Source organism: Pseudomonas sp. 3A(2025) (assembly GCF_054589175.1).
The window spans coordinates 11,941-35,218 of sequence record NZ_BAAILM010000048.1; the positions used below are offsets into that span (position 1 = coordinate 11,941).

At 60.4% G+C, this 23,278-nt stretch carries 19 protein-coding genes; 11 read left to right on the forward strand and 8 right to left on the reverse strand.

Annotated features, from left to right (window positions below; all coding sequences use genetic code 11):
• Positions 1-52: 52 nt before the first annotated feature.
• From aldA to ACYP2A_RS17890, 4 genes are read right to left on the reverse strand one after another with little or no spacing between them, the layout of a single operon-like run.
• On the reverse strand, positions 53-1,477 hold the full coding sequence (gene aldA / locus ACYP2A_RS17875) for an aldehyde dehydrogenase (protein WP_459746980.1): 1,425 nt from the start codon (positions 1,475-1,477) through the stop codon (positions 53-55).
• A 16-nt stretch (positions 1,478-1,493) separates the two neighbouring features.
• A complete protein-coding gene (locus tag ACYP2A_RS17880; RefSeq protein ID WP_459746982.1) occupies positions 1,494-2,294 on the reverse strand; it encodes an aldolase/citrate lyase family protein in 801 nt (266 codons plus the stop codon).
• A 35-nt stretch (positions 2,295-2,329) separates the two neighbouring features.
• A complete protein-coding gene (gene rhmD, locus ACYP2A_RS17885) occupies positions 2,330-3,514 on the reverse strand; it encodes an L-rhamnonate dehydratase (RefSeq protein ID WP_459746984.1) in 1,185 nt (394 codons plus the stop codon).
• Between the two features lie 17 nt (positions 3,515-3,531).
• A complete protein-coding gene (locus ACYP2A_RS17890) occupies positions 3,532-4,830 on the reverse strand; it encodes an MFS transporter (protein ID WP_459746985.1) in 1,299 nt (432 codons plus the stop codon).
• Positions 4,831-5,103: 273 nt separating this feature from the next.
• Here ACYP2A_RS17890 and ACYP2A_RS17895 point away from each other — a divergent pair, with 273 nt between their 5' ends.
• Positions 5,104-6,045 carry a GntR family transcriptional regulator gene (locus tag ACYP2A_RS17895; RefSeq protein ID WP_459746986.1) on the forward strand — a complete coding sequence of 314 codons (942 nt, stop codon included), beginning with the start codon at positions 5,104-5,106 and terminating at the stop codon, positions 6,043-6,045.
• A gap of 14 nt (positions 6,046-6,059) precedes the next feature.
• Here the strand turns inward: ACYP2A_RS17895 and ACYP2A_RS17900 are convergent, their stop codons facing one another.
• Positions 6,060-7,130: an isocitrate/isopropylmalate dehydrogenase family protein gene (locus ACYP2A_RS17900; protein WP_459746987.1), complete on the reverse strand. Its 1,071-nt coding sequence runs from the start codon at positions 7,128-7,130 to the stop codon at positions 6,060-6,062.
• Between the two features lie 152 nt (positions 7,131-7,282).
• Here ACYP2A_RS17900 and ACYP2A_RS17905 point away from each other — a divergent pair, with 152 nt between their 5' ends.
• The 9 genes from ACYP2A_RS17905 (at position 7,283) to ACYP2A_RS17945 (ending at position 18,911) form a co-directional block, all read left to right on the forward strand.
• A complete protein-coding gene (locus ACYP2A_RS17905) occupies positions 7,283-8,179 on the forward strand; it encodes a LysR substrate-binding domain-containing protein (protein WP_459746988.1) in 897 nt (298 codons plus the stop codon).
• 140 nt (positions 8,180-8,319) lie between these two features.
• Positions 8,320-10,998 (forward strand): aconitate hydratase AcnA, encoded by a 2,679-nt coding sequence (acnA, locus tag ACYP2A_RS17910; protein WP_459746989.1) that lies wholly within the window; start codon positions 8,320-8,322, stop codon positions 10,996-10,998.
• 47 nt (positions 10,999-11,045) lie between these two features.
• A complete protein-coding gene (locus ACYP2A_RS17915; RefSeq protein WP_459746990.1) occupies positions 11,046-12,098 on the forward strand; it encodes a lactonase family protein in 1,053 nt (350 codons plus the stop codon).
• 61 nt (positions 12,099-12,159) lie between these two features.
• Positions 12,160-13,485: an MFS transporter gene (locus tag ACYP2A_RS17920; protein ID WP_459746991.1), complete on the forward strand. Its 1,326-nt coding sequence runs from the start codon at positions 12,160-12,162 to the stop codon at positions 13,483-13,485.
• Between the two features lie 92 nt (positions 13,486-13,577).
• The gene (locus ACYP2A_RS17925) at positions 13,578-14,831 is read left to right on the forward strand and encodes an OprD family porin (RefSeq protein ID WP_459746992.1); all 1,254 of its coding nucleotides are present in this window, start codon (positions 13,578-13,580) and stop codon (positions 14,829-14,831) included.
• 21 nt (positions 14,832-14,852) lie between these two features.
• On the forward strand, positions 14,853-15,578 hold the full coding sequence (locus ACYP2A_RS17930) for a transporter substrate-binding domain-containing protein (protein WP_459746994.1): 726 nt from the start codon (positions 14,853-14,855) through the stop codon (positions 15,576-15,578).
• 170 nt (positions 15,579-15,748) lie between these two features.
• Positions 15,749-16,492 (forward strand): acetoacetyl-CoA reductase, encoded by a 744-nt coding sequence (gene phbB / locus ACYP2A_RS17935; protein WP_459746995.1) that lies wholly within the window; start codon positions 15,749-15,751, stop codon positions 16,490-16,492.
• 58 nt (positions 16,493-16,550) lie between these two features.
• Positions 16,551-17,891 carry a CitMHS family transporter gene (locus ACYP2A_RS17940; RefSeq protein WP_459746996.1) on the forward strand — a complete coding sequence of 447 codons (1,341 nt, stop codon included), beginning with the start codon at positions 16,551-16,553 and terminating at the stop codon, positions 17,889-17,891.
• An 84-nt stretch (positions 17,892-17,975) separates the two neighbouring features.
• The gene (locus ACYP2A_RS17945; RefSeq protein ID WP_459746997.1) at positions 17,976-18,911 is read left to right on the forward strand and encodes a LysR family transcriptional regulator; all 936 of its coding nucleotides are present in this window, start codon (positions 17,976-17,978) and stop codon (positions 18,909-18,911) included.
• A gap of 33 nt (positions 18,912-18,944) precedes the next feature.
• On the opposite strand, the gene ACYP2A_RS17950 is transcribed toward ACYP2A_RS17945, so the two are convergent.
• From ACYP2A_RS17950 to ACYP2A_RS17960, 3 genes are all read right to left on the reverse strand, one after another.
• On the reverse strand, positions 18,945-19,631 hold the full coding sequence (locus ACYP2A_RS17950; RefSeq protein ID WP_459746998.1) for a hypothetical protein: 687 nt from the start codon (positions 19,629-19,631) through the stop codon (positions 18,945-18,947).
• A 69-nt stretch (positions 19,632-19,700) separates the two neighbouring features.
• The gene (gene lldD, locus ACYP2A_RS17955; protein WP_459746999.1) at positions 19,701-20,837 is read right to left on the reverse strand and encodes an FMN-dependent L-lactate dehydrogenase LldD; all 1,137 of its coding nucleotides are present in this window, start codon (positions 20,835-20,837) and stop codon (positions 19,701-19,703) included.
• Between the two features lie 122 nt (positions 20,838-20,959).
• Positions 20,960-21,859 (reverse strand): LysR family transcriptional regulator, encoded by a 900-nt coding sequence (locus ACYP2A_RS17960; RefSeq protein WP_459747000.1) that lies wholly within the window; start codon positions 21,857-21,859, stop codon positions 20,960-20,962.
• A gap of 124 nt (positions 21,860-21,983) precedes the next feature.
• Here ACYP2A_RS17960 and salA point away from each other — a divergent pair, with 124 nt between their 5' ends.
• A complete protein-coding gene (gene salA / locus ACYP2A_RS17965; RefSeq protein ID WP_459747001.1) occupies positions 21,984-23,264 on the forward strand; it encodes a salicylate 1-monooxygenase in 1,281 nt (426 codons plus the stop codon).
• Positions 23,265-23,278 lie beyond the last annotated feature (14 nt).

Sequence of the window (23,278 nt, forward strand, 5' to 3'; positions counted from 1 at the left end):
GGACGCCGCTTGGCAGTCTCCGGGCGGCGTCCTGTTCGCTGAGTTCTTACGCTTAAGCCTGCAAATAAATCACATGCGTATGGGTGTACTCGTACAGCCCATGTTTGCCATCGGCGCCGCCGACTCCGGATTTGCGCACCCCGGCATGAAAGCCCTGCATGGCCTCGAAGTTCTCGCGGTTGATGTAGGTTTCGCCAAAATCGATTTCGCGTATCGCGTGCATCGCCTTGCTCAGGTCCTTGGTGTACAGCGATGACGTCAGGCCGTATTCGCAATCGTTGGCCAGTGCGATGGCTTCATCGAGATCGTCGACGATCTGGATCGGCAGCACCGGACCGAAAATCTCCTTGCGCATGATCTCCATGTCCACGCTGCAGCCGGCCAGTACCGTTGGCTGGTAATGAAAACCTTGTCCGAGGTCGGCAATCTGCCCGCCGGTGATCAGTTGCGCGCCTTGTGCCTGGGCCTTGCTGACCTTGGCCGCCACGCTGTCCAGGCCCTGGCGATTGATCAACGGGCCCATTTCGATGCTGCTGTCGGCCAACGGGTCGCCATAGCGGGTCGCGGCCATCGCGGCGCTGATTTTCTCGATGAATTGATCGGCCACCTTGCGCTCGACATACACCCGTTCGGCGCAGTTGCACACCTGGCCGGTGTTGATGATCCGCGAGTCACGAATGGCTTTGACCGCCAGTTCCAGGTCAGCATCGGCCAGCACGATGGCCGGCGCCTTGCCGCCCAGTTCCAGGTTGAGCTTGGTGATGTTGGCCGCTGCCGCGCTCATGATCCGTGAGCCGGTTTCGACGCTGCCGGTAAAACTGATCATGTCGACCTGACGGTGCGCCGTCAGGGCTGCGCCCACGCCGCCATCGCCGGAGACGACATTGAATACGCCCGGTGGCAGGTCGGTTTCAGCCACCAGGCGGGCGAACTCGAAGCAGTTGTTCGGGGTTTCTTCACTGGGCTTGATGACGATGGTGTTGCCGGTCAGCAGCGCTGGCGCCATCTTGCGGGCGATCAGGAAAAACGGAAAATTCCACGGCAAAATCCCGGCGACCACGCCCAGTGGCTTGCGAAACAGAAAGATATTCTCGCCCGGCCGGTCGCTGGTGATGATCTCGCCTTCGATGCGCCGCGCCCATTCGGCCATGTAGTCGAGGTAATCGGCAGTGAAATTGACCTCGACCTCAGCCAGCGCGGAAATCTTGCCTTGTTCCAGGGTAATGGTGCGCGCCAGATGCGCGACGTTTTCGCGAAGCTTGCCGGCAATCTTGCGCAAGAAACCTGCGCGCTCATTGGCCGTACGCCGGGCCCAGCCAGGCTGTGCCGCACGCGCTGCCGTGAGCGCAGCCTCGACCTGGCTGGCATCCGAGGCCGGAACTTTGGCCAGTAACGCGCCGGTTGCCGGGTTGAACACGTCCAGGTGCTCGGTGCTGCTGACAAACTGGCCGTTGATGTAGTTTTTATAAGCAGTCATGGTCCAGATCCTTTTATTAGTAGGTGCGCGAGGCCGGGCGCTGTTCGGCCGGCTCCCGGTAGCGCGCCAGATTGCTCAGTGCGGCCTGGCGCATCAGGCTGATATCGATCGCCACCGCAATGAACTGGCAGCCCCAGCTCTGGTAGCGCCGCGCATCGTCTTCGGCTGGCGCCAGAATGCCGCTGATCTTGCCGGCCGCCAGGGTGGCGTCGATGGCGTAGCGAATCTTTTCCTGCACCTCGGGGTGCGACGGGTTGCCGATATGGCCCAGCCCGGTGGACAGGTCGGCGGGGCCGATAAACACCGCATCGACGCCTTCAACCGCAGCAATGGCCGCGACGTTTTCAATGCCGGCCCGCGATTCCACCTGCACGATCAGACACAACTGCTCATGGGCGGTATTGATGTAGTTCGGCACCGCGTCCCAGCGCGTGGCGCGGGTCAGGCCGCCGCCGACGCCACGGATACCATGCGGCGGATAGCGCATGGCTTGCACCAGCGCACGCGCCTGCTCGGCGGTTTCGACCATCGGGATCATCAAGGTCTGCGTGCCGATGTCCAGCAACTGCTTGATCAGCACCGGGTCATGACCCACGGCGCGCACCACCGGTGCCGTCGAGTAAGGCGCGACCGCCTGCAACTGGGCGAGGATCGACGGCACGGTGTTGGGCGCATGTTCGCCGTCGATCAGCATCCAGTCGTAACCGAAACTGGCGGTGATTTCCGCACCGTAGCCGGTGGCGAAACCGGCCCAGATGCCGTATTGCGGCTCGCCTTTGGCCAGCGCGGCCTTGAATGCGTTGTGGGGCATGTTCATGAAAAGGGCTCCTGTCGGGCGTGAACAAAAAGTGATCAGTGCTGATACGGCCGATGCAACTGGCACTCAGGGTTCAAATCGACGCCAAAGCCCGGTTTATCGAGTTTCGACAAGCGCATGCGGCCGTTTTCGGGAACTGGCTCACCGAGCAGTTGCGGGTGGAACATCGGCACGACCTCGTCGGCCTTGGGCGCCATCATCAGGAACTCGGCGAACGGGCTGTTGGTACGCGTGGCGACAAAGTGATAGCTGTACACGGATGAGCCATGCGGCACGACCATCGCGCTGTGCGCATCGGCCAGTGCCGAGATCTTGATCAGTTCGGTGATGCCGCCGCACCAGCCAACATCCGGCTGGATGATGTCGCAGCAGCCCATTTCCAGCAGCATGCGAAAGCCCCAGCGCGTTGCTTCATGTTCGCCAGTGGTGACCAGCATGCCGGTCGGTACGTTTTTCTTAAGCGCCGCGTAGCCCCAGTAATCGTCGGGCGACAGCGCCTCTTCGATCCATTTCAGGCCGAACTCGTGGGCGCCCTGGGCCAGGCGCGTGGCGTAGTTGAGGTCCAGGCTCATCCAGCAGTCGAGCATCAGCCAGAAATCCTTGCCGACCCGCTCGCGCATCACCGCCAGTTCTTCGAGGTTCTTGCGCAGGCCTTCTTCGCCTTCGGCCGGGCCGTGGTGCAACGGCAGCTTGCCGCCGATAAAGCCCATCTTCTGCGCCAGGTCCGGGCGGGCGCCGGTGGCGTAGAACTGCAATTCATCACGTACCGCACCGCCCAACAACTGGTGCACCGGCTCCTGGCGGACCTTGCCGAGCAAGTCCCACAGCGCCAGGTCGATGCCGGAAATCGTATTGATCACCAGGCCCTTGCGGCCGTAGTACTGCGATGAGAAATACATCTGGTCCCAGATGCGCTCGATGTCGGTGACCCTGGCGCCTTCGACGAAGCGCGCCAGGTGCTTTTCGACGATATACGCGGCCGGTTCGCCGCCGGTGGTCACCGCAAAGCCGATATTGCCGTCGGAGTCTTCGACCTCTACCACCAGTGTGCCCAGCACATTGATGCCGAAACTGCGGCGGCTCTGGCGGTATTCCGGGTACTTGCTCATTGGCGTGGCGATGTGATCATCGATCCAGTGGCCGTCGCCCTGATCGTGGTAGTCGGCACCGCCGCCTCGCAAAACGTAGGCGCGAACGTGCTTGATGGTTGGAGTGGCCATTGTTGTATGCCTCTTGATCAATGCTGAAAGGTGGGCTGTTTATGGGGTTGGGCGGTGCGTGGCGCACGGATACCCATCACCAGCGCGGCGGCGACAAAGGTGGTCATGGCCAGCAGGTACAAGCCTGCGGCCGGTGATTGAAAGGCGTTTTCAGCCCAGTTCTTGAGGATCGGCGCGATAAACCCGCCCAGGGCGCCGAACGAGTTGATCAGCGCGATGGCACCGGCGGCGGCAGAGCCCGCCAGAAAGCTGCCCGGAAAGGTCCAGAACACCGGCTGCACAGCAATAAAACCGGAGGCGGCAAAGCACAGCGCCAGAATGCCCAGCACCGGGTTGGCGAAGGTGACCGAAGCGGCGATGCCCAGTCCCGAGACCACCAGCGTCAGGGCGGCCACGGTGCGGCGCTGGCCGGTGCGGTCGGCAATGCCCGGAATCTTCCAGGCCGCCAGCAGGGCACAGACCCACGGGATGGCGCCGACGATGCCGACCATCAGGCCGACCTTGGTGCCCAGCAGGCCGGCAACCTGAGTGGGCAGGTAGAAGACCACGCCATAGACGCTGGCCTGAATCAGCAGGTAGATCAGGCACAGGTACAGCACTGCCGGCTGGCACAAGACCTTGAACACGCTGCCATGGCTTTGTTTCTGGCTGTCTTCGGCATCCAGCACGCTTTGCAGCTGGGTGCGTTCCTGCACGGTCAGCCATTTGGCATCGGCGGGGCGGTTGTCCAGGTAAAAGTACGCCCAGATACCGACCGCACTGGCCATCAGCCCTTCGACCGCGAACAGCCACTGCCAGCCATGGCTGCCCAGCACGCCATCCAGTTCCAGTAACAGGCCTGACAGCGGGCTGCCGAAAATAAACGCCAGCGGCGCACCAAAGTAGAAGAAGCCCATCGCCTTGCCACGTGCGGCGCTGGGGAACCAGTAGGTGAGGTAGAGGATGACGCCGGGAAAGAAGCCGGCTTCCGCGACGCCGAGCAAGAAGCGCAGCACATAGAAGGTCATTTCGTTATGAGCAAAGACCATGGCCGCCGAGACCAGGCCCCAGGTGACCATGATCCGGCACATCCACAGCTTGGCGCCGACGCGGTGCATGATCAGGTTGCTGGGCACTTCGAGCAGCGCATAACCGACAAAGAACACCCCGGCGCCAAACGCGAAGGCCGCGTCGCTGATGCCGGTGTCGGCCTGGAAGGCCTGCTTGGCAAAGCCGACGTTGGCGCGGTCAAGGAACGCCATGATGTACATCAACAGCAGAAAAGGCAGCAGCCGCCAAGAGACCTTGGCCAGCAACGAGGCAGGGAGTGTGTTCACGTCAGTTTCCTTTTTGGAATTATTTGACTGATGTAACAGCTAAAGAGCGTATTGATTCTCTTGTGGAACAAACTCTACTGCGTACTTATGATGCGTGACTAATCGAAATAAGCTGTTAGTCGATACCTTGAGGGTATCGGTCTAAAGGCATGCTACATACGCGATACCGCGATAACGACCGGTGTTGACTCTGGCGTACAATGCTGGCCCGGCCAGAGTCTCTGCAAGTTGCACTCGATCAGGTCGGCGCCCTTATTCTCTTGGTTCCAAGGCATGGCATTCAGCGTACTGGTTCAGCGAATTGTTTCCGAAATCGGGCAGAAGATTCTCAGTGGCGAGCTCAGCCCTGGCGCACACATGAGCGCTCAGAAAGTGGCCGATGTTTTCCAGGTGTCGCGTTCGCCTGCCCGCGAAGCATTGGCGTTGCTGGCTGAGCAAGGGGTGCTGGAGCAAATTCCGAACCGGGGTTTCTTCGTGGTCGGATTCTCCAATGTAGAGGTCGAGCAGACTGACGAGATCATTCCGCTGGAGGAGCCCGCCGAGTATTACCGTCTTTCCGAAGACTGGCTCAACGACGCCATTCCCGCTCAAGTGACCGAAAAATACCTGCGCGAACGCTACGGCCTGACCCGATTTGAAGTGATCGATATCCTCAACCGCGCCGCAAAGGTCGGCTGGGCAGAGCCCAAGCCCGGTTATGGCTGGCGCTTTCTTGATGTCGCGAAGACGCCCGAGGCACTGGAGCAGATCTACAAGGTCCGTTCGTTGATCGAGCCTGCGGCACTGCTCGAGAGCCACTTCAATCATGACCAGGAGGTGCTTCAGCGCCTTGGCAAAGAGCAACAGGATCTGCTGGCCGGAGGCATTGATACCTTGCCCGCCGACGTGCTGTTCAAGGCGGGTATCCGTTTTCATGAAGAGTTGATCAAACTGTCCGGCAATCCGCTGTACCTGATGATCCTCACGCAACTCAACAACATGCGCCGGTTGATCGAATACCGCTCGATGATTGACCGCAAGCGTTTGTACTCCCAGTGCACGGAACACTGGCGGATCGTGGAGCTGGTGATGGCCGGCAACAATCTTGAGGCGGCGAACCTGATGACACGCCACCTCAGCGGATCGCTGGCCCGCAAATCGCCGATTCTCGATCGGCGAAGCAGCGGCAAGGCGCCCGCACAGCTCATGACGCAGGTGCCCTCGATCAACGAGTGAACATCCGCGGGGTGTTACCCGGTGATCACTTGCGCCACGGCCTTGCCGAAGGCACGGCAACCCGATTGACCGCCGAGGTCGGCAGTGCGCTTGTCCGGGATTTCAAGGACCGTGTCCACGGCCTGTTCAATCATCTTGCCGGCTGCGGCCAGTGCCGGTTTACCGTATTGCCCGGCCATCCACTGCAACAGCATGGCCACCGATAGGATCATCGACACCGGATTGGCCTTGTCCTGCCCGGCAATGTCCGGTGCAGAACCATGCTGGGCCTGGGCGCAGCAGTGGGTGTCGCTGGCCATGATCGAACCTGCCAAACCCAGGCTGCCAGACAGTTCGCTGGCAAGGTCGCTGATGATGTCGCCATAGAAGTTGGTGGCGACCAGCACGTCGAAGCGTTCCGGGTTGCGCACTAAGTGCGCAGTAGAGGCATCGACCAGCAAATCGTCCAGTTGCACTTCAGGGAAGTCTTTGGCGACGTGACGCACACATTCAAGAAACAGGCCGTCGGTCATGTGGAAGCTGTTGGCTTTGTGGATGGCCGTGACCTTGCGGTTGCGTTTCATGGCCAGTTCGAAGGCGCGTCGGGCGATGCGCTCACTGCAATGACGGGTGATCTTGCGGGTCGATAGCGCCATGTCGGGCGAGGGCATGACCTCACCCCAGCCGCGCGTCATGTTGCGGTCCGGGTAAAAGCCTTCGGTTGCCTCACGCATGATCACCAGGTCCATGCGCTTGCCGGGTTTCATGTTCGACTCGATAAAATCGCGCGTGCGCGCCGGGCGGACATTGGCGTAAAGATCCAGGCCGATACGAAAACCTGCCGAGACGTTGCGACCGCCTTCTTCCGGGGCCGGATAATCGGCATGGGACTGCGTGCCAAGAATGATTCCGTCATAGCCTCTGGCCTTTTCCAGCACCTCATCACGCAGCGTGGTGCCGTACTTTTGCAGGCTGTCAAAGCCGACATCGTCATAGTCGAAGCTCAGCCCAAGCCCGAATTTTTGATTGACGACGTGCAGAACCTGCATCGTGGAGTCGACGATTTCGGGGCCGATACCGTCGCAGGGAAGAACCAGAATACGCATCACATTCTCCTGGGCGAATAGCCCGTGGATTTCAAGGGAGCACCTCCGAGGTGCGCCCCTATATTGCATTTTGTTGATTTAAAATCCAATAAATGTAATTTTGTGTTCTCGTGCAATTGCGCTGCTGGCCCCATCGCTACCAGGAGTTTTCGATGCGTTACGACCTCACCAGCCTTGATCTTTTCATCACTGTCGCTCAAGAGCGCAATCTCACCCGTGCCGGGCGCATCAAACATATGGCGGTCTCGGCGATCAGCAAGCGGATCACCGAGCTTGAAGCGCAGGTCGGATCACCGCTGCTGCTGCGCAATGCGCGTGGGGTCGAGCTGACACCGGCGGGACAATCGCTGTTGTTCTATGCCCGCCAGCTCAAGCAGACCATGGCCCAGCTCGACAGCGAATTGAGCGGCTACGCCAGCGGCGTGAAGGGGCATATACGCATTCATTCGATTACCTCTGCGCTGTCACAGTTTCTGCCTCAGGACGTCGCAGGCTTTGCCCGGTTGTATCCGCAGATCAAATTCGATATCGAGGAACGGGTCGGGTCGGCGGTGATCCGTGCCGTGGCGGACGGGCGAGCCGACCTGGGCATCATCGCCGCGCAGACGGCGGCCGAAGGGCTTGAAACGCTGGTCTACCGCCATGACGAACTGACGCTGGTCGTGCCGGTCATGCATGAGTTGGCCGCGCTCAAGTCGATCCGTTTCACTGAGGTGCTGGAGCACGAGTTTGTCGGTCCGCATCTTGAAAGCTCGATGCATACCTTGCTGACTGGCGAAGCGACAAAACTTGGCCTGGCCCTCAAGTTGCGCATTCGTATCAGCAGTTTCGACTGCATGTGCCGCATGGTCTCGAACGGACTGGGTATTGCCGTGCTGCCTCGCAGTGTCATCAATCAGTATCTGCGCAGCCACAAGCTCAAAGCCGTGACGCTGGATGAGTCGTGGGCGCAGCGGACGCTGCTGTTGGCCGTGCGCAAGTACGATAGCGCTTCGCCGACGCTTAAAACGTTCATCGATCATCTCAAACTGCCCGGCACAGAGGCTTAGCAGCGTTCTCGTTTGGAGAACGCTGCTGTGGTAATTGACCAATTTTCATCCAGGCAGGCTGCTCTTAGTATCCGCTCATACACCGCGCTGACCGCCTGAGTCACGCCAGTGAACACTATAAGAAGCCGAGCGATAGAAGCATGACCGAGACTGCCTGCGACCTCTTCAGCCCCCTGGTGATCAATGACAATGCATTCACCATTGTCGATCTGCGCAAGATGCTCGATCACGAGCAACTGGCCAGGCTGCCATACTCCATTCGCATCCTGCTGGAGAACGTTGCGCGTTGCTCGCCACAGGCCTTGCCGTCGGTACTGGCGCGGGCAATCGGCCAGGGCCCTGATTGCGAAGTACCGTTTCAGCCAAACCGGCTGATGTTTCACGACACCACGTGCCTGCCGGCCCTGGCCGACTTTGCCGGCATGCGCGATGTCGTGGCCGAGCTGGGCGGTGATCCCCAGGCGATGAACCCGTTGATTCCGGCCGTGCTGACCATCGACCATTCGGTGATCGTCGAGCGCTATGCCGAGGCGGATGCCGTCGAGCAGAACCTGGATATCGATTTTCGTCGCAACAGCGAGCGCTATCGCTTCATCAAGTGGGCGCAGAAAAGCCTCGACAACTTTGGTGTCATTCCACCGGGCACCGGCATCATTCACCAGATGAACATGGAGGCCCTGGCCCGGGTGGTCTGGGAAAGCCGAGGCGAAAACGGCGAGCGCCTGTTGCACCCGGACGATATGGTCGCGACCGACAGCCACACCCCCATGATCAACGCTATCGGCGTACTGGGCTGGGGAGTTGGCGGTCTGGAAGGGCAGGCCGCCATGGTCGGTGAGCCTGTGCCGATCAGTTTTCCGCAAGTGGTCGGTATTCGTGTCAGCAACGTCATGCGCCCAGGTGTCACCGCAACCGACCTGTCGCTGCACGTGGCTGAAATCCTGCGTCAGCGTTCGGTGGTGGGCAAGTTTGTCGAGTTTACCGGCCCAGGCTTGTCGACCCTGAGCTGGGCGGCGCGTGGCACGGTGTCGAACATGGCGCCTGAGTACGGCGCGACCGTGGTGTTTTTCCCGTTCGACAACGAAACCCTGGCGTACCTGGAACTCAGTGGTCGTTCGCAGACATTGCGTGAACAGGTCGTCGCTTACATGAGCGCGCAACCGTTATGGCGCCGTGACGAATTGGCCGAACCGGTGTTTGACGAGTTGATTGAACTGGACCTGGCCAGCATCGAGCCAAGCGTTGCCGGTCCGCATCAGCCGCACCAGCGCCAGCCCTTGTCCAAGGCAGCCGTCTCGTTTCGTGATGAAGTCCTGGGGGGCGGCAAACTGATCAACGCGCCGCAGGAGCAAAGCTTCCACGAGCCGTCGTTCGGCCAGTCGATCACTCACGGTGCCGTGGTGATGGCGGCCATTACCAGTTGCACCAATACCGCCAATCCAGCGCAAATGATTCAGGCCGGTCTTCTGGCACGCAAGGCGCGATCCCTGGGTTTGCAGCGTAAGCCGTGGGTCAAGACTTCGCTCTCGCCCGGCTCGCAAGTGGTGGCCGATTACCTGGCCGAAGCCAGCCTGCTGGACGACTTCTCGGCGCTGGGCTTCGATCTGGCAGGCTTCGGTTGCATGACCTGCATCGGCAACTCCGGCAAGCTCGAAGAGCACGTCGAAGCCTTTGCCGACCAGGGCCTGAAGGGTGTCGTGGTGCTGTCGGGCAACCGCAACTTCGAAGGGCGGGTCAACCCCAAGGTGCCGGCCGGTTACCTGGCATCGCCCGCACTCTGTGTGGCCTACGCCATCGCCGGCACGATCGACATCGACCTGACCTCGCAACCGCTGGGCCAGGATAGCAACGGGCAGCCGGTCTATCTGCATGACCTGATGCCGTCCGATGCCGACATCGCCGCGCAAGTTGCCCTGGTCGTCAAACCCGAGTTCTTCCAGCAGCGCCTGGCGACGGTCTGGGACGGTACCCATCACTGGCAGGCGCTGTCGGCCGAGGGCAGCGTGCAGTTTCCATGGAGTCCCGAGTCCACTTACCTGCGGCGCCCGCAATACCTGGCGGATATCCAGGCCGAGCCCAAGGCTTCTCTGGCGATAAATGCTGCCCGCACACTGATGGTGCTTGGCGACAACATCACCACCGATCACATCTCGCCGGCCGGTGCGATCCCCGCTGACAGCCTGGCTGGCCAGTGGCTGCTGGCGCGCGGCGAAGACCCGCAGGACCTCAATCAATATTCGACCCGGCGCAGCAACCATGAAGTGATGCTGCGGGGCGCCTTTACCAACAAAACCGTGAAAAACCGCCTGCTTGGCGAGCAACAGCCAGGCCTTGGCGCCTGGGCCTGGAATGCCGATCACAGCGAGTGCCTGCCGCTGTACGAAGCCGCCAAAAGCTATGCCGTACAGCAAACGCCCATGGTGGTGTTCGCTGGTATCAACTATGGCGCCGGCTCCAGCCGCGACTGGGCGGCCAAGGCGCAAGCGTTGCTCGGCGTCAAGGCGGTGGTCGCGCAGAGTATCGAGCGTATTCACCGCAGCAACCTGATTGGCATGGGCGTACTGCCTCTGGTGTTCACGCCAGGGCAGGGCGTCGACGACCTGCAGCTCGATGGCACGGAGCAGTTCGATTTCCTCGGCCTCGATGACCTGGTGGTCGGTGAGAACCCGGTCACGCTGACCATTCGCCGCGCCGATGGACGTTGTGATGAGGTCGAGGTCATCGCGCGGGTCGATTCCCAACAGGAAGTGCGCTACCTGACCCATGGCGGGGTGCTGCCGTTCGTGATTCGTAAAGTCGTCGCCCGTACTCGTCGCTGACAGTGCAGCGATCCTCAACCCTTTCTACCCGCGGGAGAACAATCCCTATGTTTGCGTATGTCGGATCGCGCACAACCCGTGAGCGCAATGCCCGAGGTGACGGCATCACGGTCTATCGGCTGGATCAGCAGGCCGGCACACTGGAACAGGTGCAGGTGGTCGATGACCTGATCAACCCTTCTTTCCTGGCGCTGAACCGCGCCGGTGACCGGTTGTACACCGTTCACGGTGATCAGGATGAAGTCAGTGCCTTGTGTGTCGACAAGGCCAGCGGCCAGCTGACGTTCCTCAATCGGCAGAGCTGCGCCGGCAAGAACCCGGTGCATCTGGCGCTGGACCCCAGTGAGCGCTTTCTGGTGGTGTCCAACCACATCAGCGGCACCCTGGCCGTGCTCAATGTCGCTGAAAATGGCGCGCTGGGCAGTGTCAATCAGTTGCTTGAGCTTGAGGGAACGCCGGGACCGCATCGTGTCGAGCAACCGTTTGCCAAACCGCACTTCAATCCATTCGATGCCAGCGGCCAGTTTGTGCTGGTGCCGGACAAGGGCCTGGATAGAGTGTTCAGCTTCCGCTTCGATAACGGCAAGTTGTATCCGGCCGCGCAGCCCTCTGTGGCCAGCCGTGAAGGTGCCGGTCCGCGCCATATCGCGATGCATCCGAAGGCTGCATTCGCCTACGTGATCAACGAACTCGACTCCAGCGTCACCAGCTATCGATTCGACCCCCTCAGCGGTGCGTTGCAGCCGATACAGGTCCTGCCTTCGTTGCCTGAAACCTACACAGGCAACAGCCGTGCCTCGGAGATCGAGATCGATCGCAGCGGGCGTTATCTCTACGTCTCCAACCGTGGCTACGACAGCATCGCGGTGTTCGCCATTGACCCCGACAGTGGCCTGTTGAGCCCGGTGGCGTTTGTGCCCACGCAGGGCAAGACCCCACGTTTCTTCGCCCTGACGCCCAATCAGCGCTTTTTGTTCGCGCTCAATGAGGACAGCGACACCATCGTCTGCATGGCTGTCGACCCGCAACACGGCACGTTAAGCAGCACCGGTTTCTCGATGTGCGCCGGCAGTCCGGTATGCATGGTTTTTTCTGCCTGAACCGCTTTGCAACCATAAAAATGAAAGGAGCCGGCCTGAGCGGGTTCCGTGTGAGGTCACCATGAATAAAAACAAGACACCTGATGAGCACGCGATAGTCCGCAAGATTACCTGGCGGATCATCCCCTTTGTGTTCCTGCTTTACATCGTCTCCTACCTCGACCGGGCCAACATCGGTTACGCGGCACTGGAGATGAACAAGGAGCTGGCGCTGTCCAGCGAGGCCTTCGGCTTCATTTCCGGAATTTTCTTTATCGGCTACTTTCTGTTCGAAGTGCCGAGCAACGTCATGCTCAACAAGTTTGGCGCGCGGGTCTGGATTGCCCGCATCCTGGTCACCTGGGGATTTATTGCAGCGCTGACCGCGTTCGCCCAGACGGCCAATCAGCTTTACGTACTGCGCTTTTTGCTGGGGGTGGCCGAAGCCGGTTTCTTCCCTGGCATCATTGTCTACCTGACGTTCTGGTTCCGTTCCCGTGAACTGGCGACCACCGTGGCGCTGTTTACGGCCGCCATCCCGGTCAGTTACATCATTGGTGCGCCGTTAAGCACCTGGATCATGGACAACGTCAAGTGGTTCGACTGGAGTGGCTGGCGCTGGATGCTGTTTCTGGAAGGCATCCCGGCCGTCTTTCTGGGTATTGCCTGCTACTTCTTTCTGACCGACAAGCCTGAGCAGGCCAAATGGCTCAAGCCCGAAGAGAAGGAGTGGCTGCTGGCCGAGCTGGAACGCGACCGCCAGAGCCGCAAGAACGTCAAGAGCCTGAGCGTCTACAAAACCATGACCAACCCCAAGGTTCTGTACCTGTCGTTCATCTACTTCGTCTACCAGTGCGGCAGCCTGGGCGTCGGTTACTGGATGCCACAGATCATCAAGGGCTTTTCCGACAAGCTCAGCCACACCCAGATCGGCCTGATCGCCATGCTGCCCTACATCGTTGCCACCGTGGCAATGGTGTTGTGGTCGCGCAGCTCCGACAAGCGCAACGAGCGCAAGCTGCACTCGGCGATTCCATTGCTGGTGGCCTCGCTGGGCCTGGTCGGGGCCGGGATGCTCGGCATTCCGTACCTGGCGATGGCCATGATCTGTGTGGCGCTGTCCGGGTTGTACAGCTTCAAGTCACCGTTCTGGGCCTTGCCGACGCTGTTCCTCAATCGCGCCACCGCTGCGGTGTCGATTGCGGTGATCAACTCGATCGGTAACCTGGGTGGCTTTGTCGGTCCCTCGTTGATCGGCATCGTCAAGGGCAACAGCCAGAGTGCCTCGACCGGCCTGCTGTTTCTCAGCGCACTCTTGCTGATCGCTTTCCTGATGACCGTGCTGATGCGCGTGACCAACAAGGACCCCGAAGAGCCCATCGCCGCTGCGAGCCAGCAGACTCACTGACCCCGCCCCGTAGCGCTTTCCCGATACCTGATTGCCCGAGCGGCCGCTGCGGCGGACCGCAAGGGTTTCTGTCGCCGTAGTGGAGCTGTTTCATGCATAACAATAAAAACAAACTACACACCCTTATCTGCGTTTCACCCTGCCTGCTCGGCGGTCTGGCCCAGGCCGAAGGCTTTGTGCAAGACAGCAAGGCCACGCTGGGGCTGTCCAATTATTACTTCAACCGCGATTTTCGCGACGGCGCGGCGCAGTCCAAACGTGCGGAGTGGGCCCAGGGTTTCACTCTCGATGTGCGCTCCGGCTACACCCCAGGCTCTGTGGGGTTCGGTCTGGACGCCACGGGGATGCTGGGCGTCAAGCTCGACTCCAGTCCTGATCGTACCGGCTCGGGGCTGTTGCCCACCCACGGCGATGGCCGCGCTGCCGATGAATTCAGCCGTCTGGGCCTGACCGGCAAGGTCAAGGTGTCCAACAGCGAACTCAAGTACGGCACCCTGATACCCAAGCTACCGACGTTGCAGGCCAACACCGGCCGTATCCTGCCGCAGACATTCGAGGGCGGTTTGCTCAACGTCAAGGAGATTGACGGCCTGAACATCGTGGGCGCGCGCTTTGTGCGCATGACCGATCGGGATTCGACCAACGCTGTAGACCTGACCCTGAATAACAAGAACCGTCGTTTTGCGGCAGTTGCCGAAGGTCAGGACTACTGGGTGGGAGGCGCCGACTACGCCATTGGCAAGCAACTCTCGCTCAGCTACCAGTACGCGCAGTTGCAGGACGTTTATCGCCAGAGTTTCTTTGGCCTCAATCACACCTGGGCGGTGGGCCCGGGCAAGCTCAAAAGCGACCTGCGCTACATGCTCAGCGATGATGCTGGCGCCGCTCGCGGTGGCGCGATCGACAGCGGCGCATTGAGTGCCATGTTCACCTACAGCCTCAATGGTCACGGCTTCGGTCTGGGCCTGCAAAAAATGAATGGCTCCACTTCGATGCCGTTCATTAACGGAACCGATCCCTACCTGACCAACTACATCCAGATCAACGACTTTGCCGAACCGGGCGAGCGTTCCTGGCAGTTGCGCTATGACTATGATTTCGCGGCGATCGGCGCGCCGGGATTGACCTTCATGACGCGTTACGTCAGCGGCGACCAGGCCGACGCCGCCACCGCGACCCGCACCGGGCATGAGTGGGAACGCAACATAGAACTGCAATACATCATCCAGACCGGTGCACTGAAGAACGTCGGCATTCGCTGGCGCAACGCGGCCTACCGGTCGAGTTTTGCGCGCGACGCCGATGAAAATCGCCTGATCCTTTCCTACACCTTGCCCATCTGGTAAGGCCATTGCTGGAGTATTCCCATGAGTGAGATCACCCCTGCGGTTATCGCCGACCTCGCGCCCGAGGGCACCCTGTGCGCTGCGATCAATTTTGGTAACCCGGTGCTGGCTCAACGTGGCGCTGACGGTAGCCCCCAGGGTGTGTCGGTGGCACTGGCCAAAGCCCTGGCCGCAGAGCTGGACGTGGCGCTGGAAATGCGCACCTTCGATGCGGCAGGCAAAGTCTTTTCTGCCTTGGAGCAGGGCGCCTGGCACCTGGCGTTTCTGGCCATCGAGCCGGTCCGGGAGGCGCAGATTGCTTTCAGCGAGCCTTACGTGATCATCGAAGGCACTTACCTGGTACGAACAGACGCGCCCTATCAGGTGGTGGATGAACTCGACCAGCCCGGTCTGCGCCTGGCGGTCGGCCAGGGCGCAGCCTATGACTTGTTCCTGAGCCGGACCCTGCAGCATGCGCAACTGAAGCGGGCCGAAACCTCGGCTGGCGCCGTTGACCTGTTTATCGAGCAGCAACTTGATGCGGCAGCCGGTGTGCGCCAACCCCTGGAAAAAGTGGCGGTCGCCGACCCACGTTTTCGGGTTGTCGACGGGGCGTTCACCGCCATCCGTCAAGCCATGGCCGTTCCACGCGGTCGCGATGCGGGCGCAGCCTATGTACGCGCATTCATCGAACGCAAGAAAGCCGAAGGTTTCGTGGCGACCGCCCTGGCCGAGAGTGGCCAGGCGGATGTCGCCGTTGCACCCTGAGCGGTGCCTCTAAAAAACGACCTGCGTTCTCTGATGGTGAACGCAGCCTTGCTCAAACACCAATTTTAATTTCACGAACACCTTTCTAGGATGAGCGTCTGCATGAAGTTCACGGCCTGGCCGAACTTCATGTTGATGACGACTCGATAACAACTATAAGGAACCAGGTCATGACTCAGAAAGTTGCTTTTGTCACTGGCGGCATGGGCGGTATTGGCACGGCTATTTGTCAGCGCCTGGCAAAAGACGGGTTTATTGTCGTGGCCGGTTGTGGTCCCGATTCTCCTATTCGCGCTGAATGGCTAAAGAAACAGAAAAGTGCCGGGTTCGATTTCATTGCCTGCGAAGGGAATGTCGCCGACTGGGACTCTACCGTGAAGGCCTTCGACAACGTCAAACAGCAGGTCGGTCCAATCGACGTGCTGGTCAATAACGCAGGTACGGTCTGCAATGTGCTGTTTCGCGACATGGTCCCGGCCGACTGGCAAACCGTGATCGATACCAACCTCAACTCCCTGTTCAACGTTACCCGGCAGGTCATCGACGATATGTCGGCCCGGGGCTGGGGACGGGTGATCAATATCTCCACGGTCAATGCTCAACTCGGGCATGTCGGCCAGGTCAACTATGCCACCGCCAAATCGTCGATCCGCGGCTTTACCCGGGCGCTGGCCCGTGAGGTGGCTGCACGCGGGGTGACGGTCAATACCGTATCGCCAGGCTATATCGGAACCGAGCGCCTCAAGGCCATTACCTCCTGTGAGCGTATGGACAAGGTGATTCAGGATATTCCGGTCAAGCGCCTGGGAACGCCGGAAGAGGTCGCCGCCATGTGTGCCTGGATTGCCTCTGAAGAATCATCATTCGCCACCGGTGCAGACTTCGCCATTAATGGCGGTCTGCACATGAGCTGATCAGCTGCTCATATAAGCACGACGTCCAATAATAACTAAGTTCTGCTGAGGGTCTTCAATGTTATCCATACTTGGCTATGGCATGATCATTACGTTCATGTCGTTGATCATGACCAAGCGTTTGGCACCGCTGGTTGCAATGACTACCATTCCTATTCTGTTCGCGATACTGGGTGGCTTTAGCGCAGACATGGGCCTGATGATGATCGACGGTTTGCGCAAAGTAGCGCCAACGGCGGTCATGGTCATGTTTGCCATTCTGTACTTCGGCATGATGTTCGATACCGGCCTGTTCGATCCTATTATTCGTACGTTCATTCGTCTTATAAAGGGCGATCCGGCCAAAGCGGTATTGTTTGCCACGTTGTTGGCGGGGATGGTGTCGCTGGACGGTGACGGTTCGACCACCTACATGATCACGTTGACCGCCATGTTGCCCTTGTTCAAACGTTTGAAGATCAACCCGCTTATCTTGCCGTGTGTGGTTATCCTCGCCGCCAGTGTCACCAACCTGTTGCCATGGGGCGGGCCGCTGGCACGTGCTGCGGCCTCTTTGCAGGTGGAAACTACCGAGCTGTTCCTGCCCTTGATTCCGGCGATGGTCATTGCCTTCGTGAGTGTCCTGGCACTGGCGTTTTACCTGGGGCTGCAAGAGCGCAAGCGCCTGGGCGTGCTGAGCTTGCCGGGTGATCATCGTCGGCACGCAAGCCTGCCCGACGAAGACATGAGCGACCTGCTGACCTTGAGCGATGAAAATGCAGAGCTGCGCCGGCCGAAGATGTTCTGGCTCAACGCTGTTCTGACGCTGGTGCTGATGGGTAGCCTGGTCGTTGAAGTGTTACCACTGCCTATTCTGTTCATGCTGGCGTTCTCCATTGCACTGGTCATCAACTATCCGGGCATGGATGACCAGCGCCGGCGTATCGCCGCGCATGCGCCGACCGCCCTGAACCAGATTGCGATCTTTCTCGCGGCAGGTATTTTTGCCGGCATTCTCTCCGGCACCGGAATGGTCAAGGCCATGTCGGAAACCCTGCTGTGGGCCTTGCCGCAAAGCTGGGGTGCGTACCTGGCGCCGATCACGGCGATCCTGAGTATTCCGGGCACGTTCTTCATGTCCAACGACGCCTTCTACTACGGTGTCCTGCCAGTGCTGGCGCATGCTGCCGAAGCCTATGGCATCAGCGCAGCTGAAATCGGTCGGGCATCGATGGTCGGTCAGCCGGTTCACCTGCTCAGCCCATTGGTGGCGTCAACTTATCTGTTGTGCGGGCTGGCGGGGGTCGAGTTCAGCGACCATCAGAAATACACCTTCAAATGGTCAATGCTGTTATGCCTGGTGATCATGGCGGCGTCGATGGTCTTTGGTTTGTATCCCTGGTATTCCACGGCGGCCTGACGGTCTCGCATGCACTATGATGCAGGTCCAAAGAAGATAAGCTGTTAGCCGATGCCTTGAGGGTATCGGTCTAAAGAGGACTGCATGAGCGACCATCACCTGTTCGGCCGTTTACGTTACAAGCACCTGCAGATGCTGATGATGCTGGGCTCCAGCCTCAATCTGCACCGCGCCTCGGTAAGCATGAACATGTCGCAACCGGCTGCCAGCCGCATGCTGCAAGAGATCGAAGACATGTTCGGCTGCGAGCTGTTCGAGCGCTTGCCGCGCGGCATGCAGCCCACTGCGCTGGGCCGCGAGCTGCTGCGTTTCGCCGAGGCCGCCTTGAGCGGCCTCGACCGTTGCGCGGCGGATCTGGAAGCACGCAAGCAGGGCGGTTATGGCTATTTGTCGGTTGGCACGATCATGGGCGCTGCCCCGGATCTGGTGATGCACGCAGTGGCTGAAATCAAGGCGCTCAACCCGCGCTTGCGCTTGCGCATCATGGGCGACACTAGCGATCAGGTGGTGCAGTTGCTGGAGCAGGGCCGCGTCGACATCGCCGTGGCCCGGCGCGACATCAGCAATGACCGCGAGCAATACGAGTTCGAGCCGCTGGGCAACGAACGCTTGATCGCCGTGGTCCACAGCGGCCATCCACTGGCTGACCGGCCGACCTTGCAGTGGCACGAACTGGTCCGCGACTGGCCATGGATCCTGCAGCCGCAATCGAGCCCGGCACGGGCGGCCTTCGAGCAAGCGTTGCTGCGGCACGAGCTGCCGATGCCGGCCGATATCATCGAATGCAGTTCGGTGTACTCCATGCAGCAACTGGTGCAATTGACCGATGCGGTGATGGTGCTGTCGGAGTCAGCGATGCGCGACTACCTGAAAATGGGCCTGGTCAAGGCCCTGCCGGTCAGCATCGACGCGCAAATGGCGCCGTTCGGGTTGTTGCGGCGTAAAAATGAACCGATCAGTCGTGAATTGCAGTTGTTCATTGATCTGCTGCGCAAGCGCAGCCAGGAAGGTGAGGGGTAAAGGGTGTCAAGGCGTGGATGCGTCAGCGCCTGACTAGGCTTGCTCCACGACGCCATACTGCGCCGGAACGTACTCGCCTTTGCGCCACAGCTGGCTATTGAACCAGCCGGCCACTTTTTCGCTGCTGAGCTCTTTGTCTTTTCTTTCGATGAACAAGTCAGCCAGATCGATGGTCTTGGCGAAGTTTTCCTTGTTCAGGACATATTCGCTGTACAGGCTGGCGCTCAATGGCGACTCTGCCGCGACCATGTCGATCGACGCATCGCGATAAGCCTCGGCCGAGCGTTTCAGCGCGCTTGAAGCGTTCAACAGCGTGTCGAGCTGCTCAAGGTCCTTGCCGCTTAGCTCACCGGTGGTGTTCAGCGCCTTGAGGTTGCCGTCCTCGTCGATGGTAAAGCCGAACTTTTTCTCGGCCAGATCGGGAAACGCATAGGCCAGCGCCGACTTGAACTCGTCGAACGAGGCCTTCAATACGTTGTGGGCAGCCTGGTGCCTGGCGACCATGGCCGGGAAGTCGGCATAGTCGGGCTTGCCCACCCAATTGTTACCGGCCGCGCTGGCCTGGCTGAGTGCAGTGGCCTCTGCGCTGGGATGATAGACCGCGGCAGGGGTGTCAAAGGTCTTCGTCGTTGCAGGGTCCAGAGCCTCGGTTGTCGCCTTGATCGACGCGGTCGACAACGTCAGTTGCGGGCTCAGGGCGGTATTCAAAGAGATATCCATTTCATCAGTCCGTGATTTTACTTGTAAGGAACTGATCGGCCGGACAGGTAAAAACTGTAGGGCCGCCGGTCAGGCATGCACCAGCGACTCACGGGTGATCTCGCTGATCGAGCGGGCGCCGGTCAGGACCATGGCCACGCGCATCTCCTTTTCGATCAGCTCCAGCAGGTGGCTGACGCTCTGGCCACCGGCCGCTGCCAGCGCATAGATAAACGCCCGGCCGAGCATCACGGTGTCAGCGCCCAAGGCAATCATGCGCACGATGTCAAGGCCATTGCGGATACCCGAGTCGGCCAGAATCGCCAGTTGGCCCTTCACCGCATCGGCAATCGCCGGCAGGGCGCGCGCGGTGGACGGCACGCCATCGAGCTGCCGACCGCCGTGGTTGGACACCACAATGCCATCGGCGCCGAAGCTCACCGCATCGCGGGCATCTTCAGCGTCCAGAATGCCTTTGATCACCATCGGCCCTTGCCAGAACTCGCGAATCCACTCCAGGTCTTTCCACGAAATCGACGGATCGAAGTTATTGCCCAGCCAGCCGATGTAATCGGCCAGGCCTGTCGGGTGTCCCCGATACGTCGAGATATTGCCCAGGTCATGCGGCCGCCCGTTGATCCCCACATCCCAGGCCCATGTCGGGTGGGTGAAGGCTTGCAACATGCGCCTGAACGCCGCGTTCGGGCCGCTCATGCCCGAGTGCGCATCGCGATAGCGGGCGCCGGGCACCGGCATATCGACGGTGAACACCAATGTGGTCACACCTGCGGCTTTAGCACGCTCCAGCGCGTTTTTCATAAAGCCGCGGTCCTTGAGCACATACAGCTGGAACCACATGGGCCGGTTGATTGCCGGTGCCACTTCCTCGATCGGGCACACCGACACCGTCGACAAGGTGAACGGAATGCCCTTGGCATCGGCGGCCTTCGCCGCCTGCACCTCGCCACGCCGCGCATACATGCCGGTCAGGCCAACCGGCGCCAGGGCCACCGGCATCGTCAGGGTTTCACCGAACAAACGGGTTTCCAGGCTCAGCTCCGACATATTGCGTAGCACCCGCTGACGCAGCGCGATGTCGGCCAGATCGGCGACGTTACGCCGCAACGTGTGTTCGGCATACGCGCCGCCATCGATGTAATGAAACAGGAACGGCGGCAGCTTGCGTTGCGCAACGGCGCGGTAGTCGGTAGAGGCCGAAATGATCATGGCGGGACGTTCTCTCTTGTTGTCTGGCGTGCATTGTTGGCCAGTCTAGACGGCAGGAGTCATGCAGGACTATTCCGTTTTAGGCAGGCTGCGATACCTTGCGGGTATGTATGTGTGTTGCCTCAATCACTGAACAACTCAAACATCAAATCGCGAAACCACTGATTCGCCGGGTCCTTGTGATAGCGCGTGTGCCAGAACAGGTTGATGGCGATTTCCGGTAGAGGCACCGGCAAGGGCAGGGCGACCAGTTGGAAGGGTCCTATGCAGGTCGAGGCGAAACGCTCCGGCACCGTGGCCACCAGATCACTGCGCTGCAATATATGCCCGACCGCGACAAAGTGCGGTACTTCAAGGCGTATATCGCGATGCAAGCCGGCACGGCGCAGGTAGTGTTCGACTTCGCCGTGGCCGGTGCTGGTGGCGGCGATATGCACATGGGCGTGGTTGCAAAAGTTTTCTGTGTTCATCGGTTGGTGAGCCAGTGGATGATCGCGTCGGCACAGGCAGACATAGCGATGGATAAACAGCCGGCGCTGGTAAAAACCGTGTTGCAGATCAGGTTGCAGGCCGACGGCCAGATCGATGCTGCCGTCGGCCAGTGCTTCGGACAACTGCGCATCGCTGCGCACGGTGGTTACCGACACGCCGGGCGCGCGTTGCAGAAGCGCTTCGATCAGGCGTGGCATGAACCAGATTTCGCCGATATCGGTCATCGCCAACGTGAAACGCCGCTGACTGTGCGCCGGGTCGAACGCCACCTTGGGTTGCAGCGCCTGGCCGAGCAGGGCAAGCGCTTGTGCCACCGGCTCCGCGAGGCTGGCGGCATAAGGGGTGGGCTGCATGCCACGCCCGGTGCGCACGAACAGCTCATCATCCAGGGCTGTACGCAGACGCTTGAGGGCGTTGCTCATCGCCGGTTGGGTCAGGCCCAGGTGCTCGGCCGCTACTGATACCTGTCGGTCGATCAGCAGTTGATGCAGCACCAGCAGCAAATTCAGGTCGAGAGTGCGCAGGTTCATCCAGAAAGATCCGGTTATTCACGTTGGTGATAGTTTCTATTCGATTCGCTGTATTTATCAATAATGTATTTGCCCCCACCATGCGCTCATACCAAAAACAATCAGCCCGATGGAGTGCCTTTCCATGCAAAACCCTTCTTCCTTGCGCATTGCCATCGTCGGTGGCGGTATCGCTGGCGTGGCCCTGGCCATCGACCTGTGCCGCCATGCTCACCTCGATGTAACCCTCTTTGAAGCCGCCGCCGCCTTTGGCGAAGTGGGTGCTGGCGTGTCGTTCGGCGCCAATGCCGTGCGCGCCATTGCCGGGCTGGGCATTGCCGAGCCCTATCGGCAGATCGCCGATCAGACGCCAGCGCCTTGGCAGGATGTCTGGTTCGAATGGCGTCGGGGCGTGGATGCCGGTTACCTGAGCGCCAGTGTCGCGGCGGGTGTCGGCCAGTCTTCGGTGCACCGTGCTGACTTTCTCGATGCGCTGGCTAGCCAGTTGCCCGACGGCATCGCGCAGTTCTCCAAACGTGCACTCAGCGTCCGCCAGGATGCTGAACAGGTGCACATCACTTTTACCGACGGTACCGAGCATGCGTGCGACCTGCTGATCGGCGCCGACGGCATCAAGTCTTCGATTCGCGATCACGTGCTCGGCGGTCTCGGTCAGCCGCTGGCCAGCCCGCGTTTCAGCGGCACCTGTGCCTATCGCGGCCTGATCGACAGCGACACCCTGCGCGCCGCCTACCGTGAACGCGGTGTAGACGAACACCTGCTGGATGTACCGCAGATGTACCTGGGCCTCGACGCGCACATCCTGACCTTTCCGGTCAAACAGGGGCGTTTGATCAACGTGGTGGCGTTTGTCTCTGACCGCAGCCAGCCCGATCCGCAGTGGCCGGCTGACCAGCCGTGGGTGCGCACCACCAGCCAGGCTGAAATGCTTCAGGCCTTCGATGGCTGGGGCGATGCCGCGCGGATTCTGCTCGAATGCATTCCGGCGCCGACCCTGTGGGCGCTGCATGAACTCGATGAATTGCCAGGCTACGTGCATGACCGCGTGGCGTTGATCGGCGATGCTGCCCACGCCATGCTGCCACACCAGGGCGCCGGTGCCGGCCAGGGGCTGGAAGATGCCTGGCTGTTGGCGCGTCTACTGGCCGACCCGCAGGTACTCGACGCGCCGCTGCCGAAGGTGCTTGAGGCGTATGACGCGATTCGCCGGCCGCGCGCCTGCCGGGTGCAGCGCACTTCGCATCAGGCCGGAGAGTTGTACGAGTTGCGCGATCAAAGGACGGCCGCCGACGAAGGCTTGCTGGGGCAGACCCTGGCCGAGCGTTTCGCCTGGCTCTGGGACCACGACTTCGATGGCGAACTGCGTCAGGCGCAGCAGCGGCTCGGTTGGTTGCAGGCGGCCTGAAACAAGACCTTGCA

Excerpts from the sequence above, each read along its gene's own strand:
- aldA (WP_459746980.1), bottom strand. The coding sequence starts at position 1,477 with ATGACTGCTTATAAAAACTACATCAACGGCCAGTTTGTCAGCAGCACC.
- ACYP2A_RS17880 (WP_459746982.1), bottom strand. The coding sequence starts at position 2,294 with ATGAACATGCCCCACAACGCATTCAAGGCCGCGCTGGCCAAAGGCGAG.
- rhmD (WP_459746984.1), bottom strand. The coding sequence starts at position 3,514 with ATGGCCACTCCAACCATCAAGCACGTTCGCGCCTACGTTTTGCGAGGC.
- ACYP2A_RS17895 (WP_459746986.1), top strand. The coding sequence starts at position 5,104 with ATGGCATTCAGCGTACTGGTTCAGCGAATTGTTTCCGAAATCGGGCAG.
- ACYP2A_RS17900 (WP_459746987.1), bottom strand. The coding sequence starts at position 7,130 with ATGCGTATTCTGGTTCTTCCCTGCGACGGTATCGGCCCCGAAATCGTC.
- ACYP2A_RS17905 (WP_459746988.1), top strand. The coding sequence starts at position 7,283 with ATGCGTTACGACCTCACCAGCCTTGATCTTTTCATCACTGTCGCTCAA.
- acnA (WP_459746989.1), top strand. The coding sequence starts at position 8,320 with ATGACCGAGACTGCCTGCGACCTCTTCAGCCCCCTGGTGATCAATGAC.
- ACYP2A_RS17915 (WP_459746990.1), top strand. The coding sequence starts at position 11,046 with ATGTTTGCGTATGTCGGATCGCGCACAACCCGTGAGCGCAATGCCCGA.
- ACYP2A_RS17920 (WP_459746991.1), top strand. The coding sequence starts at position 12,160 with ATGAATAAAAACAAGACACCTGATGAGCACGCGATAGTCCGCAAGATT.
- ACYP2A_RS17925 (WP_459746992.1), top strand. The coding sequence starts at position 13,578 with ATGCATAACAATAAAAACAAACTACACACCCTTATCTGCGTTTCACCC.
- ACYP2A_RS17930 (WP_459746994.1), top strand. The coding sequence starts at position 14,853 with ATGAGTGAGATCACCCCTGCGGTTATCGCCGACCTCGCGCCCGAGGGC.
- phbB (WP_459746995.1), top strand. The coding sequence starts at position 15,749 with ATGACTCAGAAAGTTGCTTTTGTCACTGGCGGCATGGGCGGTATTGGC.
- ACYP2A_RS17940 (WP_459746996.1), top strand. The coding sequence starts at position 16,551 with ATGTTATCCATACTTGGCTATGGCATGATCATTACGTTCATGTCGTTG.
- ACYP2A_RS17945 (WP_459746997.1), top strand. The coding sequence starts at position 17,976 with ATGAGCGACCATCACCTGTTCGGCCGTTTACGTTACAAGCACCTGCAG.
- ACYP2A_RS17950 (WP_459746998.1), bottom strand. The coding sequence starts at position 19,631 with ATGGATATCTCTTTGAATACCGCCCTGAGCCCGCAACTGACGTTGTCG.
- lldD (WP_459746999.1), bottom strand. The coding sequence starts at position 20,837 with ATGATCATTTCGGCCTCTACCGACTACCGCGCCGTTGCGCAACGCAAG.
- ACYP2A_RS17960 (WP_459747000.1), bottom strand. The coding sequence starts at position 21,859 with ATGAACCTGCGCACTCTCGACCTGAATTTGCTGCTGGTGCTGCATCAA.
- salA (WP_459747001.1), top strand. The coding sequence starts at position 21,984 with ATGCAAAACCCTTCTTCCTTGCGCATTGCCATCGTCGGTGGCGGTATC.